Here is a 13,500-nt window from a genome sequence, read left to right as displayed (position 1 = left end):
CTGGAAACCACGGTCGCCGCGGTCGTCACGACGCTGGTAGCCACCACGGTCGCCGCCACGGTCGTCACGGCGGTCCGAGGAGCGGTGCTCGTCACGCGGGGCGCGCCACTCGCGGCCGCCGACGTGCGAGGAGCCCGACGAGGCCGGGCGGGAGGTCTTGGGACCGGAGAAGGAGGACGACTTCGGTCCACCCTGTCCGCGGTGTGGCTTCTTGGTCGCGCCGGACTTCTTCTCGGTGGACCAGCGGGCCTTCTTGGGCGCGCCGGAGGAGGTGTGCTTGGGCATTGCGTATTCAACTCTCTTGACTCGATGCAGACTTCGCCTCGAGCCGTGAGTCACACCACGACCATGCAGACGAGCCTCAGGCGCAGCATTGTCTGCGCCCCATGTGTACCGGTGCCCGGCATCTGTGCCGTCCGGTTTTCGGATCCGCTCCGCGTCGGTGCCGGGCCGCGCCGTCTGCGCGGTCTTCCGGTAGGGGTGTCACCCCGTCGGACGAGCCTGCCCGCCGGGCATCCCCGGCGCCATCTCTTCCGTCGTGATCCGAGGAGACCTCGGAGTCGGATTTCCTGAGTCTACCAGCGACGCAGCCGGCCCCGGACCACGAGCACGGTCGCCCCGACCGCGACGCCGACGAGGTCGACCACCGCGTCCCACGCGTCGCCCGAGCGTCCCGGGAGCAGGAAGTGCTGGACGAGCTCGCTCAGCGGGGCGTGGATCGCGAAGACCACGACGGCGGTGCGCACCGACCCGAGAGCCCGCCCCACGGCATACGTCGGCACGGCGAAGACGAGCAGGTGGACGACCTTGTCGGTCCAGCTCACGGGCCCCTCGACGGTGACGACCGGCCAGTAGAGGACGAGCAGCTGCACCACGACCGCGGCGACGGCCAGACCCACGACGTGGCGCGAGGCAGGGGCGGACCGTCGCGGGAGGCTCGTCATGGGACGGCAGTCTAGGTAGGTTGCGAGAGGGCCCAGAACCCCTCCCCGGGCCGCGACGAGAGGACGCCCATGGGCAAGCGCACGGTCACCGTCAACGGCAGCGGTCGGGCCTCGGTCTCCCCCGACGTCGTGCGGCTCGACCTGCGCGTCGGGCACGACGCCGGTGACGTCGCGGCGGCCCTTGCCGGCGCGGCCGAGGGCATCACGAAGGTCGGGGCCGTCGTGCGCGACCACGGCGTCGCCGATGCCGACATCCGCACGCTCGACGCGGGGGTCAACCAGCGCTGGGACAACACCGGCACGGCGGTCGGGTTCCAGGCGCAGCAGCGCCTGGCCGTGACGGTCCGCCGCCTCGAGTCGGTGGGCGAGATCCTCGAGGCCGCGGCGTCCGCCGTCGGCAACGCGCTACTCGTCGACCAGGTGCGCCTCGACGTGTCCGACCGCAGCGACGGGCTGCGCCGGGCTCGCGACGCCGCGTTCGCCGACGCCCGCGACAAGGCGGAGCAGTATGCCGTCCTCTCCGGCGCGCAGCTCGGTGCGGTCCTCGGCGTGGCCGAGGCGGGTGCGATTCCGGTCCAGCGCCGCGAGATGAAGCTCATGGCCGCGTCGATGGACGCCGGAGGGATGCCCGTCGAGGGCGGTGACCTCGACCTCGGGGCCTCCGTCACGGTCACCTGGGAACTGCGCTGAGGGCGGAATACCTGCCGCACACGATCCGTTGGGAGAGACATGGCTACCACTGACCTGACCGCGCAGTCCTTCGAGAAGACCGTTCTCGACAACGACATCGTCCTGGTCGACTTCTGGGCGTCCTGGTGCGGCCCGTGTCGACAGTTCGCCCCGGTCTACGACGCCGCCTCACAGGCCGGTGACAACGAGGGCATCGTGTTCGGCAAGGTCGACACGGAGGCCGAGCAGTCGCTGGCGTCGGCGGCCAACATCACCTCGATCCCGACCCTGATGGCCTTCAAGGAGGGCGTGCTCGTCTTCGCCCAGCCCGGCGCACTGCCGCAGTCGGCGCTCCAGGACGTCATCGAGCAGGTCAAGAACCTCGACATGGCCCCGATCAAGGAGCAGATGGCGGCCGAGGCTGCCGGCGCCGCCGCGACCGACGCGTCCGGGCAGGCCTGAGTCCTTGCGGCTTCTCCTCAACGTCGTCTGGGTCGTCTTCGGCGGCTTCTGGCTCTGGCTGCTGTACCTGCTGGCCGGGGTCGTCGCGTGCGTGACGATCATCGGCATCCCGTTGGGGCTGGCCGCGTTCCGCATCGGGTGGTTCGCGCTGTGGCCGTTCGGCCGCACCGTCGTGGACCACCCGGCCGCCGGGGCCGCCTCGACGCTGGGCAACGTCCTCTGGGTCATCTTCTTCGGCTGGTGGCTCGCGCTCGGGCACGTAACGACGGCCATCGCCCAGGCGGTGACGATCGTCGGGATCCCGCTGGCCCTCGGCAACCTCAAGCTGATCCCGGTCTCGCTCTTCCCGCTCGGCAAGCGGATCGTCCCCGTCGAGGGCGGGTCGTACTCCGCGTTCGGGCCCGACCTCATCGGTCCGGGACGCACCGGCGGTGCCCCCGGCAACGAGGACCTGCGCCTGCGCTGACGGACCGCGGGACTGCACCGCACACGGCATACGCGAAGAGGGCGCCCCGCGAACGGGGCGCCCTCTTCGTGCTGACAGCGACAGCGTGACGTGGCCACCACGTGAGTGGTGGAGGTGGCGGGAATTGAACCCGCGTCCGATGACGAGAAACCAGGGCTTCTCCGGGTGCAGTGCGCTATGGCTTTTCTCGGCCCCAGGGCTCGCACGCACACGTCCCCTGACAGGCCCAGTTGAGTAAGAGTCCCGCGCAGCCCCCCAACATGACTGCGCAGCAAGTTTCCTAGCTGATGCCAGGCACTGAGTCGGAAACTAGCTCAGGCTGACAGACTTCGAGGCTCGCTCAGGCGGCGAGGGCGAAGTCGGTGCGCTTGGAATTGGCACCTATTGTTTTGCAAGGAGCGTTTACGAGATAACCCTGCATCCTCGACCCGCTTCCCCTGATATGTCGACCACCGTCGAAACCGATCACCCCCATGAGGGGTGTCCACGTCACGCTGTTGACTTGTCAAGCTGCCCTGCTCTCCACCGGGGTGGAGTCCACAGTATGCAGGAGGAACGTTCTGGCGGTCCAAGCCATTCCCGTCTCGGATGGGAACACCCCGCTCTGGCGTGACGAGCCCGCCACTAGGCTGCCGACGTGGTCGACGCGGACCACACGAGTCGCCCCCGCACCCTGGAGGTCCGATGTTCCGCAAGGTTCTCGTCGCCAACCGAGGCGAGATCGCCGTCCGAGCCTTCCGGGCCGCGACCGAGCTCGGCGCCCGCACGGTCGCCGTCTTCCCCTACGAGGACCGAAAGAGCGAGCACCGGCTCAAGGCCGACGAGGCCTACCAGATCGGCGAGGAGGGCCACCCGGTCCGGGCCTACCTCGACCACGAGGCCATCGTGGCCCAGGCCGTCGAGGCCGGTGCCGACGCGATCTACCCCGGCTACGGCTTCCTCTCCGAGAACCCCCTCCTCGCCGAGGCGTGCGACGCGGCCGGCATCACCTTCATCGGCCCACCCGCCTCGGTGCTCCACCTCACCGGCAACAAGGCCCGTGCCATCGCGGCCGCGCGCGACGCCGGCCTGCCGACGCTGCGCGGCTCCGAGCCCGGCACCGACCTCGACACCCTCGCGTCCGCGGCCGAGGACATCGGCTTCCCCGTCTTCGTCAAGGCGGTGAGCGGTGGCGGTGGCCGTGGCATGCGCCGCGTCGAGGCGCGCGAGGGCCTGCGGGACGCGCTCGAGGCCGCCCAGCGCGAGGCCGAGTCGGCGTTCGGCGACCCGACGCTCTACCTCGAGGAGGCCGTGGTCAACCCGCGGCACATCGAGGTCCAGGTGCTCGCCGACAGCACGGGTGAGGTCGTCCACCTCTACGAGCGCGACTGCTCGCTCCAGCGACGCCACCAGAAGGTCGTCGAGATCGCCCCGGCGCCCAACCTCGACGCGGCCACCCGCGAGAGCATGTGCGCCGACGCCGTCGAGTTCGCCCGCTCGATCGGCTACGTCAACGCCGGCACCGTCGAGTTCCTCCTCGGTGAGGACGGCCGCTACGTCTTCATCGAGATGAACCCGCGCATCCAGGTCGAGCACACCGTGACCGAGGAGGTCACGGACATCGACCTCGTCGTCATGCAGATGCAGATCGCGGCAGGCGACACCTTCGCGTCGATGGGCCTGCGCCAGGACGACATCCGGACCAAGGGCTTCGCGATGCAGTGCCGGATCACGACCGAGGACCCCGCCAACGGGTTCCGTCCCGATGCCGGCACCATCACGGTCTACCGCTCGGCCGGCGGCAGCGGCGTGCGGCTCGACGGTGGCACCGTCTTCGTCGGTGCCGAGATCAGCGCCCACTTCGACTCGATGCTCGTCAAGCTCACGTGCCGCGGCATGACCTTCCCGATCGCCGTCCGTCGGGCCCAGCGCGCGCTCGCGGAGTTCCGCATCCGCGGCGTCTCGACGAACATCCCCTTCCTCGAGGCGGTGCTCGGCGACCCGGTCTTCCAGGAGGGCCTCGCGACGACCTCGTTCATCGACGAGCGACCCGAGCTGCTCTCGGCGCGCATCAGCGCCGACCGCGCGACGAAGCTGCTCAGCTACCTCGCCGACGTCACCGTCAACCAGCCCAACGGGCCGGTGACGACGCGGATCCGCCCGCGCACCAAGCTCCCCCCGCTCCCGGATGCGCCGCTGCCGCCCGGTGCCCGAGACCGTCTCGTCGCCGACGGTCCGGCCGCCTTCGCGAGAGCGCTGCGCGAGGCGAACGACGTCGCCGTCACCGACACGACCTTCCGCGACGCGCACCAGTCGCTCCTCGCGACCCGCATGCGCACCCGCGACCTGCTCCATGTCGCGAAGCACGTCTCGCACCTGACGCCGCAGCTGCTCTCGATGGAGGCCTGGGGCGGCGCGACCTACGACGTCGCCCTGCGCTTCCTCGCCGAGGACCCGTGGGAGCGCCTGGCCGCGCTGCGCGAGGCGATGCCCAACATCCCGCTCCAGATGCTGCTGCGCGGCCGCAACACCGTCGGCTACACCCCCTATCCGACCGCGGTCACCGACGCCTTCGTGCGCGAGGCCGCCTCGACGGGGCTCGACGTCTTCCGCATCTTCGACTCGCTCAACGACGTGTCGCAGATGCGCCCTGCCGTCGAGGCCGTGCTCGAGACCGGGACCGCGGTCGCCGAGGTGGCACTCTGCTACACGGGCAACCTCATGTCGCCGGGCGAGAGGCTCTACACCCTCGACTACTACCTCCGCCTCGCCGAGCAGATCGTCGACACGGGTGCCCACGTCCTCGCCATCAAGGACATGGCGGGGCTGCTGCGTGCCCCCGCCGCGTCGCGGCTCGTCCGGGCCCTGCGGGAGCGCTTCGACCTCCCGGTGCATCTGCACACCCACGACACGGCGGGCGGGCAGATCGGCACGCTGCTCGCGGCCATCGACGCCGGGGTCGACGCCGTCGACGCGGCGACCGCGACGATGGCGGGCACGACGAGCCAGCCCTCGCTCTCGGCCCTCGTCGCTGCGACCGACGACACCGACCGGCCCACCGGCCTCGACATCGAGAACGTCTTCGCCCTCGAGCCCTACTGGGAGGCCGTGCGCCACCTCTACCGCCCCTTCGAGTCGGGCCTCGACTCCCCCACGGGTCGGGTCTACTTCCACGAGATCCCCGGTGGGCAGCTGAGCAACCTGCGCCAGCAGGCGATCGCTCTCGGTCTCGGCGACCGCTTCGAGGCCATCGAGGACATGTATGCCGCGGCGAACCGGATCCTCGGCAACGTCGTCAAGGTGACGCCGAGCTCCAAGGTCGTCGGCGACCTCGCCCTGGCGCTCGTCGGTGCCGGCGCCGACCCGAAGGACTTCGAGGACGACCCGCAGCGCTACGACATCCCCGACTCGGTCATCGGCTTCCTCAACGGTGAGCTCGGCGACCCGCCCGGCGGGTGGCCCGAGCCGTTCCGCACGAAGGCACTCGCCGGCCGCCAGTCGAAGCCGCGGCTGACCGAGCTGACGGCCGAGCAGGAGTCCGATCTCGGCACGGCCCCCCGACGCACCCTCAACCAGCTGCTCTTCCCGGGGCCGACGAAGGAGTTCGAGACCTCGCGCGAGTCCTACGGCGACCTGTCGGTGCTGGGGACGGTCGAGTTCCTCCACGGTCTCGAGGCGGGTGAGGAGTACGAGGTCGAGATCGAGCCGGGCAAGCGCCTCATCCTCGGCGTCCAGTCCATCGGTGAGGCCGACCCCAAGGGCATGCGCACCGTCATGTGCACCCTCAACGGCCAGTTCCGCCCGATCACCGTGCGCGACCGCTCGGTCGAGGCCGACGTCAAGTCCGCCGAGAAGGCCGACCCCGGAGCCAAGGGCCAGGTCGCGGCCCCCTTCGCCGGCGTCGTCACCCTCGCCGTGGCCGAGGGCGACACCGTCGAGGCCGGCGGGGTCGTCGCGACGATCGAGGCCATGAAGATGGAGGCCAACATCGCGAGCCCCGCCGGTGGCACCGTCTCGCGGGTGGCCATCGGCGCCCACCAGCAGGTCGAGGGTGGCGACCTGCTCGTGGTCATCGGCTGACGGCCGGGGGCCGGCCGCCGCTAGGCTGGAGGTCTCGGGGCCGTCAGAGCTGGTGCGGCATGAGTGGTGAGACAGGGCTGACCGAGCCGCCGGGTGTTCCCGTCGGTGGGGGTCGTCGCGGTCTCAGCCCCACCGGCTGGGCGGCCGTCACGGCGCTCGGGGCCGCAGGCATCACGGCGGCCGCGACGCTCGTGACCCACTTCCTCCCCCCGTCGACGCCCCAGGCCGCAGTCGGCGCGTCGTCGGTCCTCGGGTCGCCGTCCGCGTCAGGACAGGGCGCGCTGGTCACGCCGGCACCCTCGCCGGTCCCGGCACCGAGGTCGGCGCTGATCGACCGGCTCACGGGCACCTGGTCCGGGCCCGCCCGGTACGGCTCCCAGCAGCTGACGATGACCCTCGTCGTCACCGCCGACTGTGCCGAGGGGCGTCGCTGCGGCACCCTGACGACCGACCTGCTCCCCTGCGTCGCCGACATCACGCTCGTCGGCATCAGCGACGGTCCGCAGTTCGACTTCGCGACGGGCTCCTACTCGCCTGACAGCTCACCGTCCTGCGAGCTGCGCCACGGCGGTGACTACTTCATCCTCGGGGACGACGTCCTCGCGTACCGCACGGGCTACGACGGCGGCAGGAGCGGCACGTTGCGTCGGGTGGGCCAGTCGTCCTGACCGAACCCGTCGGGCCGCCCGGCGATCTCGCGGACGAGCCGCAGCGCCTCCTCGACCGAGCCCGTGACGTCGGGGATCGGGAAGAGCGTGGCGCGCACCGTGCGGTCGCGGTCGACGACGAGCGTCTGCCGTTTGAGCCTCGTCGTGCCACCGGCCCGGAAGGTCGGCAGGCGCAGCGCCGTCGTCAGCTCGAGGTCGGCGTCGGAGAGCAGCGGGAAGCGTATGCCGTTCGCCGCCGCGAACGCGGCCTGCTCGCCGGGGCGCTGTGTCGAGACCCCGACGACGGAGGCGCCGAGGTCGGCGAACTCTGCGAGCCGGTCGCGGTAGGTGCAGGACTCCAGCGTGCAGCCGATGCCGCCGGGGATCTCCGCTGCACCCGGGAAGGCGTTGCCCGGGTAGCAGTAGACGACGGTGAGCGGCTCGTCGGAGACGGGGTCGAGCGCGTGCAGTCGCGGGACCGTCTCTCCGACCAGGGCGCCGACGCGGGCCGCCTCGTTGGAGTCCGCCGGAGCGCCGGCGTCAGGCTGCCCGTCACCGAGCAACCACGTGTCGCCGAACTCCTGGAGGGCGCCGAGCACCGGGAGCGCGCCGCGGCCGAGGTCCGTGAGGACGTACTCGTGTCGGGGAGGTCGCTCGGAGTAGGCACGGCGCTCGAGCACGCCGTCGGCGACGAGGGCCTCGAGGCGTTGGGTGAGGACCTTGCGCGAGATGCCCGTCTCGGCGACGAGCTGCTCGAAGCGGGTGCGACCACCCGCGACGTCGCGCAGGACGAGCAGGCTCCACGGGTCACCCAGCACGCCGACGGCATGGGCGATGCCGCACGGGTCTGCAGGGCTCGCGTGTCGCCTCGTCATGTCGTCATCCTAACCGAGTTTCCAAAAGAGACTGACCATGGTCTGATGTCGGGGTGCACGACCTGAGAGACCTCTCCCGCGTCGTCTGGGTGCTGGCCGCCGGGCGCCTCGTCAGCTCCGCCAGCGCCTTCCTCATGCTCTTCCTCGTGCTCTACCTCACCGGCCCCCGCGGGTTGGGCGTCGTGCCGGCGGGTGTCGTCGCCGGCTCGAACGGCGTGGGCGCACTGCTCGGCAACCTCACGGGAGGACGGTTCGGCGACCGCCACGGACACCGCCGCGTCCTGCTCCTCGCGGCGAGCGTCGTCGGCGTCCTCACCGCCCTGATCCCGTGGCAGCCCGTCTGGCTGCTCGCCATGACGATGCCCGTGACCGGCTACCTCGGCGCCGTCGCATCCCTCGGGCAGGGCGCCCTCGCGGCGCTCGCCGTCCCGGCCGGGTCGCGCCGGTCGTCCGTCGCCGTCAGCCGAGCCGCCTCGAACGCCGGCTTCGTCATCGGGCCTCCCGTCGGCGCCCTGCTCGCCACGCACGGCTACGACACGCTCTTCGTGGTGGACGGCGTCCTCACCCTCGTGCTGCGCCACGTCACGTCGCGCTTCCTGCCCGACGAGGCTCCGGTCGCCCGCGAGCCCGACGCACCGGCCGGGCTCTGGCGGGCCGTCCGGGCCGACCGGTCGCTCCTGCTGCTCCTGCCCGGTGTCGTGCTCGTCGACCTCGTCTACCGACAGCTCTACTCGACCCTCCCCCTGTACCTGCGCGACCACGGCCAGCCGCTCGCGCTCTACACGCTCCTGGTGGCGATCGGGTCGGCGCTCATCCTCGCCCTCGAGATCCCCGTGGCGATCTGGCCCGGGACCGCCCCGCGATTCCCATCATCGCGACCGGATACGCCCTCGTGGCAGTCGGGTTCGTCATCTTCGGACTGACCTGGCTGGGCGTCGCGGTCGCGGCCGTCGTCGCGATGGTGGTGCTCACCGCCGGCGAGGTCCTCTACAAGACGACGGCCACCGCCCACGTCCTCGACGCCGCGCCCTCCCATCTCGTCGGTCAGTACCAAGGCCTCTACACGGGCGCCGCGACGAGCGGGGCCATGCTGTCGGCGCCGCTGGGCGGGATCGTGTATGCCGCAGCCCCCGGCCTGCTGTGGCCGCTCTGTGGCGTCGTGGCCGGCGTGGGCGCCCTGCTCGCCCTCGCGTCGGCGCGTCCGGCTCCGTCTACCAGGAGCCGGACGAGGACCCGCCGCCACCGCCACCGGAGAAGCCACCCCCGCCGGAGAACCCGGACGATCCCGACGAGCCGGGTGTCGAGGTGAACGTGCCCGTCGACGTCGTCGAGAAGGAGTCGACGCCGTCCGCGATGCTCGTGAAGTCAGGGAAGGCGTTGCCGCTCCAGACGTACCACGTCGGCATCACGAGCGGCCGGTTCGCGGCCTCGGCCGCCTTCGCGACGTCGGCGAAGGTGCGGGCCCACCGGTCCGCGACACCGAAGACCACGGCATACGGCAGGTAGCGGCTGAAGATGTTGGAGGCCTCGTCGAACTCGATCTGCCCGGCCTCGGCGGTCGTGAGGTACTCCTTGAAGCCGAGCGACTGGGCGAGCACCGCGGAGCCCTCGGCGGTCTTGGCGGCCATCCGCCCGCCGAGGACCCAGACGATGATGCCGGCCACGACGAGCCCGACACCCAGGGCGACCCCGCCGCCGAAGCTGCCACCGAGGATCGCGCTGATCGCCGGCCGGCCGTAGAAGAGCATGAGGCCGCCGAGCACGGCGATGACGAGGCCGAGCCCCTGCCAGGCGCCGCGCTGGGTCTGGGGCGAGGAGCGGAACCACCCACGCGTCACGACCTCCTCGTACATCCCGCTCTGGATGCGCTTGAGGGTGCTCGCGAAGGTGTTCTTCAGCTCCGAGAGGCGCACGGCGTCACCCCGGCTGGAGAAGATCCCGTCGAGCAGCTGGCGCTCGTAGGGCAGCAGCCGCTCGTCGGCCGGCGGCGCGAGCCGGGTGAGCGTCCAGTCGGTGCGGCTGAACACGCCGCCCCCGCCGTCGCTCTCCTCGATGCGGATGAAGCCGCGCACCGCGAGGTCGATGACCGTGGCCGAGACGTCGATCGGGTTCGCGGTCTCGTCGATGATCGTCCCGACCATCCCCGGCTGCACGCCCTTCGGCGGCTGGAACTGGACGGCGACGGTCGACGACCCGCCACGCACGGTGGCGGCGGCCGGGGTGCCGTCGCCCGTGGCGCCGGTGCCGTACGCCGGTGAGAGGCCCGGAGTGAGGTCGGCGTAGCGCTCGTCGCGACCACGCGTCCAGACGAGCGCACCCATGACGGCCAGGGCCAGCACCGGGGCGCCGACGGCGCCGGCCCAGGCCGCCGCGTTGGCGGCCGGCGCGGCGTCGGAGCCGATCGACGCACCGGAGTCGCCCTCACGGACGTCGGCGCGCACGTCGCCGAAGGCCGAGGCAGGGTAGGAGGCGAGCACCGACATGGCGTCGCCCGACGTCAGGCCGGCGGCCGAGAAACGGGCCGGGTCGCCCGAGGTGGCCTGGCACGGCGTGTCGGACCGGCTGACGCCCTGGTAGCAGGCGACCTGGGTCGAACCCGTCGGGGCGTTGACGGTGATCGACACCCGGTCACGCGCCGTCGTCTCGTTGGTCCCGAAGACGTTGTAGTAGAGCTCGACGGTGGCGGCCTGGCTCGAGTCCGGGGCCGGCTTGCCGTCGGCCGTGATCGGGTTGAGCACGTCGTGCAGCGTGTAGCTGACCGTGTAGACCTGCGTCCCGCTCGTGAGCTGGTCCGCCGAGCCGATCCGGATCTCCTCGGACGCACCGTTGTCGCTGACGCGGAACTCGTCCGGCGCACCGGTCGGGCTCGACACGGCGACGTCTGTGAGGTCGAAGTAGCGGTAGCGGTTCTCCTCGTCGTTCCAGCCCATCCGCACGACGATGTTGCGGAAGATGCCGTGCCGCTGCTCACCGCTCGGGAAGCGCCACGTGATCGTCTCGGTGACCTTCATGCTGCCGTCGGGCTGCAGGTCGTAGACCGCGACGAAGGAGTCCATGCCCTCGTCACCGGCGGCCTGCGCGCTCCCCGCCGGGGTGAGCAGGAGCAGGGCGGCCGCGAGGAGCAGCCCCAGCACGGCGAGTCGCCGGCCGCGCGTCACGCTCGATCGGGTCGGTCCGGTCGATCCAGCCATCGGGATCCCTCCACGTCGTTGGTCCCTTGCATCCTGACACCGGACGCGGCATCGACGCCCGCGGTTCCGGCTGGAGGGTCAGCGGCGACGGTTGGCCGCGCTCATGGCGCGATCGGCCTCACGGTTGTCCTGGCGCTCGCGCAGGGCGTGGCGCTTGTCGTACTCCTTCTTGCCGGTCGCGATCGCGATCTCGACCTTGGCGCGGCCGTCCTTGAAGTAGAGGGACAGCGGCACGATGGTGCGCCCGCTCTCGCGGGTCTTGTGCGCGATCTTCGCGAGCTCGGCACGGTGCAGGAGCAGCTTGCGCTTGCGACGCGGGGCGTGGTTGTTCCACGTGCCGTTGAGGTACTCGGGGATGTGGACGTTCTCGAGGTAGAGCTCGTCGCCGGTGAACATGGCGAAGCCGTCGACGAGGGACGCGCGCCCCATCCGTAGCGCCTTCACCTCGGTGCCGGAGAGGACGATGCCCGCCTCGAAGGTGTCGTCGATGAGGTAGTCGTGTCGGGCCTTGCGGTTGCTCGCGATGAGCGACCGCCCCTTCTCCTTGGGCACCGGGCCGTCCTTCCGCCTTCGTGGTGTGTGGTCAGCGCACCAACGCTACCCCGAAGGCAGACTCGACTCAGAGTCGGTTTTGTCGGCGGGCGTCGGTCAGAGCCACTTGCGGGGGTTGACGGGCGTGCCGTCCTCGTAGGTGCCGAAGTGCAGGTGGCAGCCCGTCGAGTAGCCCGTCGTGCCCGAGTAGCCGATGAGCTGGCCTCGCCTCACGCTGCCGCCGAACTTCACGATGCTCGACAGGTGGTTGTAGCTCGTGACGAGGTCGACGCCCCGGTGGATGCCGTGGTCGATGAGGATCTGGTTGCCCCACCCGCTCGCGCGCCAGCCGGCGCGGATGACGTCACCCGGCGCCGCGGCATACACGGGCGTGCCGCACGGGATGCCCCAGTCGAGACCGTCGTGGAGCATCCACTTCTGGAGCACCGGGTGCCACCGCATGCCGAAGCCGGACGTCGTCGGGCCGACGGCGGGGTAGCTGAGGTAGTTGGACGGGGTCGAGTCGCCCTGCACGGGCGGCGGGGTCTTGGGGACGTAGACCTGGCCGCGCTTCTTGGCCGCGGCTGCCTTGGCCCGCTCGGCACGGATCTTGGCGGCGCGCTCGGCGCGCAGCTTGGCGAGGCGCTTCTGCTCGGCGATGCGGGCCTGCCGGGCACGCTCGACGAGGACGGCCTGCAGGCGGGCCGACTCGGCGCGCGCCGCGGCGAGGTCAGAGGCCTCGCTCTTCTTCTGGACCGCGAGGTCGGCGGCGAAGGACGACTGCTTGGACTTCAGCTGGTCGAGCTGCGTCTTGGCCGCCGCGGCGTTCTGGGTGGCCGTGATGGCGTTGTTCTTGGCGATGATCGCCTGGTTCTTGGCCTGGGTGGCGGCCGCGGCGGCCGCCTCCGCGCCCCGCAGCGCGGCCTCGGCCTGACGCTTCAGCTCGGCGATCTCGCCCCGCACCGACGTGAGGTAGGAGCGGGTCGAGGTGTTGTCGGCCGTCATCGCGGCGAGCTTGTCGATGGTGTCGCTGGCGACGGCGCTCGCGGTGTCGGCCATGACGAGCCGGTTGGCGAAGTCCTCGGGCGACGTCGAGCCGAAGACCATGCCGAGCTGGGACTCCTGGCCGGAGCCCTGGAAGACCTCGGCGGCGTACGAGTCGAGGGCGTCCTGGCTGGTGACGAGGTCGGTGGAGCTCTTGGCCAGCTGCTCCTTGGCGCGCTGCTCGTTGGCCTGGGCCACGGCGAGCTTCTGGGCGACGGCCTCGTTGTGCGCGCGGGCCTTGGCCTCGGCGGCGATGGCCCGGGCCTCGGTGGCCTCGGCCGCCACCTGCGCGGCCTGGGCTCGCACCTGGGCCGTCTGGGCGGAGGCGACGCGCTGCTGGGCGATCGGGAGCGCGGCGTTGGTGCGCTGGAGGTTGACGTAGGCGCGGGCGAGCGAGGCGTTGGTGCCCTCGAGCTGCTGGCCGAGCGCGGCGATCTTCCGGTCGTTGCGTTTCTTCTGGTCGGAGACCGAGTCGGCGCGGGCGACGAGCGCCGATCCCACGGAGACGGAGCACACGACGACGAGCCCGGCGGCCGTCAGCCTGGCCGCGGGCCCGCTCCTCTCAGAACGCCTCATGAGCCACATATGTTCCATTGGTACCACAGGTCACTC

Annotated in this window: 12 protein-coding genes, 1 other RNA gene and 1 pseudogene; 7 read left to right on the top strand and 7 right to left on the bottom strand. The window is 71.3% G+C overall.

Going from position 1 to position 13,500, the window contains the following annotated elements:
- Nucleotides 1-285: pseudogene (locus tag ASG96_RS24255) on the bottom strand (DEAD/DEAH box helicase); the annotation flags it as partial.
- Nucleotides 286-575: 290 nt separating this feature from the next.
- A complete protein-coding gene (locus ASG96_RS15380) occupies nucleotides 576-944 on the bottom strand; it encodes a VanZ family protein (RefSeq protein ID WP_056759501.1) in 369 nt (122 codons plus the stop codon).
- 69 nt (nucleotides 945-1,013) lie between these two features.
- Between ASG96_RS15380 and ASG96_RS15375 the strand changes: the two genes are divergently transcribed.
- The 3 genes from ASG96_RS15375 to ASG96_RS15365 are packed head-to-tail and all read left to right on the top strand — an operon-like array spanning nucleotide 1,014 to nucleotide 2,541.
- Entirely contained in the window at nucleotides 1,014-1,634 is a 621-nt protein-coding gene (locus tag ASG96_RS15375; protein WP_056759503.1) for an SIMPL domain-containing protein, read from the top strand.
- A gap of 39 nt (nucleotides 1,635-1,673) precedes the next feature.
- On the top strand, nucleotides 1,674-2,075 hold the full coding sequence (trxA, locus tag ASG96_RS15370; RefSeq protein ID WP_056759505.1) for a thioredoxin: 402 nt from the start codon (nucleotides 1,674-1,676) through the stop codon (nucleotides 2,073-2,075).
- 4 nt (nucleotides 2,076-2,079) lie between these two features.
- Nucleotides 2,080-2,541, top strand: coding sequence for a YccF domain-containing protein (locus ASG96_RS15365; RefSeq protein ID WP_082588825.1), 462 nt, complete (start codon nucleotides 2,080-2,082; stop codon nucleotides 2,539-2,541).
- Between the two features lie 106 nt (nucleotides 2,542-2,647).
- On the opposite strand, the gene ssrA is transcribed toward ASG96_RS15365, so the two are convergent.
- Nucleotides 2,648-3,014: a transfer-messenger RNA gene (gene ssrA, locus ASG96_RS22710) on the bottom strand.
- 211 nt (nucleotides 3,015-3,225) lie between these two features.
- Here ssrA and ASG96_RS15360 point away from each other — a divergent pair.
- On the top strand, nucleotides 3,226-6,600 hold the full coding sequence (locus tag ASG96_RS15360; RefSeq protein WP_057588505.1) for a pyruvate carboxylase: 3,375 nt from the start codon (nucleotides 3,226-3,228) through the stop codon (nucleotides 6,598-6,600).
- A 59-nt stretch (nucleotides 6,601-6,659) separates the two neighbouring features.
- Entirely contained in the window at nucleotides 6,660-7,268 is a 609-nt protein-coding gene (locus tag ASG96_RS15355) for a hypothetical protein (protein ID WP_057588504.1), read from the top strand.
- Here ASG96_RS15355 and ASG96_RS15350 read toward each other — a convergent pair.
- Entirely contained in the window at nucleotides 7,217-8,122 is a 906-nt protein-coding gene (locus ASG96_RS15350) for a winged helix-turn-helix transcriptional regulator (protein WP_082591816.1), read from the bottom strand. The two genes, ASG96_RS15355 and ASG96_RS15350, sit on opposite strands and share 52 nt — an antisense overlap.
- Nucleotides 8,123-8,175: 53 nt before the next feature.
- On the opposite strand from ASG96_RS15350, the gene ASG96_RS15345 reads away from it, so the two are divergent.
- Nucleotides 8,176-9,045: an MFS transporter gene (locus ASG96_RS15345; protein ID WP_057588503.1), complete on the top strand. Its 870-nt coding sequence runs from the start codon at nucleotides 8,176-8,178 to the stop codon at nucleotides 9,043-9,045.
- A complete protein-coding gene (locus ASG96_RS23835; protein WP_200962704.1) occupies nucleotides 9,015-9,431 on the top strand; it encodes an MFS transporter in 417 nt (138 codons plus the stop codon). The genes ASG96_RS15345 and ASG96_RS23835 overlap by 31 nt, the downstream gene beginning before the upstream one ends.
- Here ASG96_RS23835 and ASG96_RS15340 read toward each other — a convergent pair.
- The 3 genes from ASG96_RS15340 to ASG96_RS15330 form a co-directional block, all read right to left on the bottom strand.
- A complete protein-coding gene (locus ASG96_RS15340; RefSeq protein ID WP_057588502.1) occupies nucleotides 9,334-11,313 on the bottom strand; it encodes a DUF2207 domain-containing protein in 1,980 nt (659 codons plus the stop codon). The genes ASG96_RS23835 and ASG96_RS15340 overlap by 98 nt on opposite strands.
- 78 nt (nucleotides 11,314-11,391) lie before the next feature.
- The gene (smpB, locus tag ASG96_RS15335; protein WP_056759512.1) at nucleotides 11,392-11,865 is read right to left on the bottom strand and encodes an SsrA-binding protein SmpB; all 474 of its coding nucleotides are present in this window, start codon (nucleotides 11,863-11,865) and stop codon (nucleotides 11,392-11,394) included.
- Between the two features lie 96 nt (nucleotides 11,866-11,961).
- Nucleotides 11,962-13,464 (bottom strand): peptidoglycan DD-metalloendopeptidase family protein, encoded by a 1,503-nt coding sequence (locus ASG96_RS15330; protein WP_235506763.1) that lies wholly within the window; start codon nucleotides 13,462-13,464, stop codon nucleotides 11,962-11,964.
- Nucleotides 13,465-13,500 lie beyond the last annotated feature (36 nt).

Source organism: Terrabacter sp. Soil810, from assembly GCF_001429645.1.
GTDB lineage: Bacteria > Actinomycetota > Actinomycetes > Actinomycetales > Dermatophilaceae > Terrabacter.
This window is presented reverse-complemented; position numbering and strand designations above follow the sequence as displayed.

Excerpts from the sequence above, each read along its gene's own strand:
- ASG96_RS15380 (WP_056759501.1), bottom strand. The coding sequence starts at position 944 with ATGACGAGCCTCCCGCGACGGTCCGCCCCTGCCTCGCGCCACGTCGTG.
- ASG96_RS15375 (WP_056759503.1), top strand. The coding sequence starts at position 1,014 with ATGGGCAAGCGCACGGTCACCGTCAACGGCAGCGGTCGGGCCTCGGTC.
- trxA (WP_056759505.1), top strand. The coding sequence starts at position 1,674 with ATGGCTACCACTGACCTGACCGCGCAGTCCTTCGAGAAGACCGTTCTC.
- ASG96_RS15360 (WP_057588505.1), top strand. The coding sequence starts at position 3,226 with ATGTTCCGCAAGGTTCTCGTCGCCAACCGAGGCGAGATCGCCGTCCGA.
- ASG96_RS15355 (WP_057588504.1), top strand. The coding sequence starts at position 6,660 with ATGAGTGGTGAGACAGGGCTGACCGAGCCGCCGGGTGTTCCCGTCGGT.
- ASG96_RS15350 (WP_082591816.1), bottom strand. The coding sequence starts at position 8,122 with ATGACGAGGCGACACGCGAGCCCTGCAGACCCGTGCGGCATCGCCCAT.
- ASG96_RS15340 (WP_057588502.1), bottom strand. The coding sequence starts at position 11,313 with ATGGCTGGATCGACCGGACCGACCCGATCGAGCGTGACGCGCGGCCGG.
- ASG96_RS15330 (WP_235506763.1), bottom strand. The coding sequence starts at position 13,464 with ATGAGGCGTTCTGAGAGGAGCGGGCCCGCGGCCAGGCTGACGGCCGCC.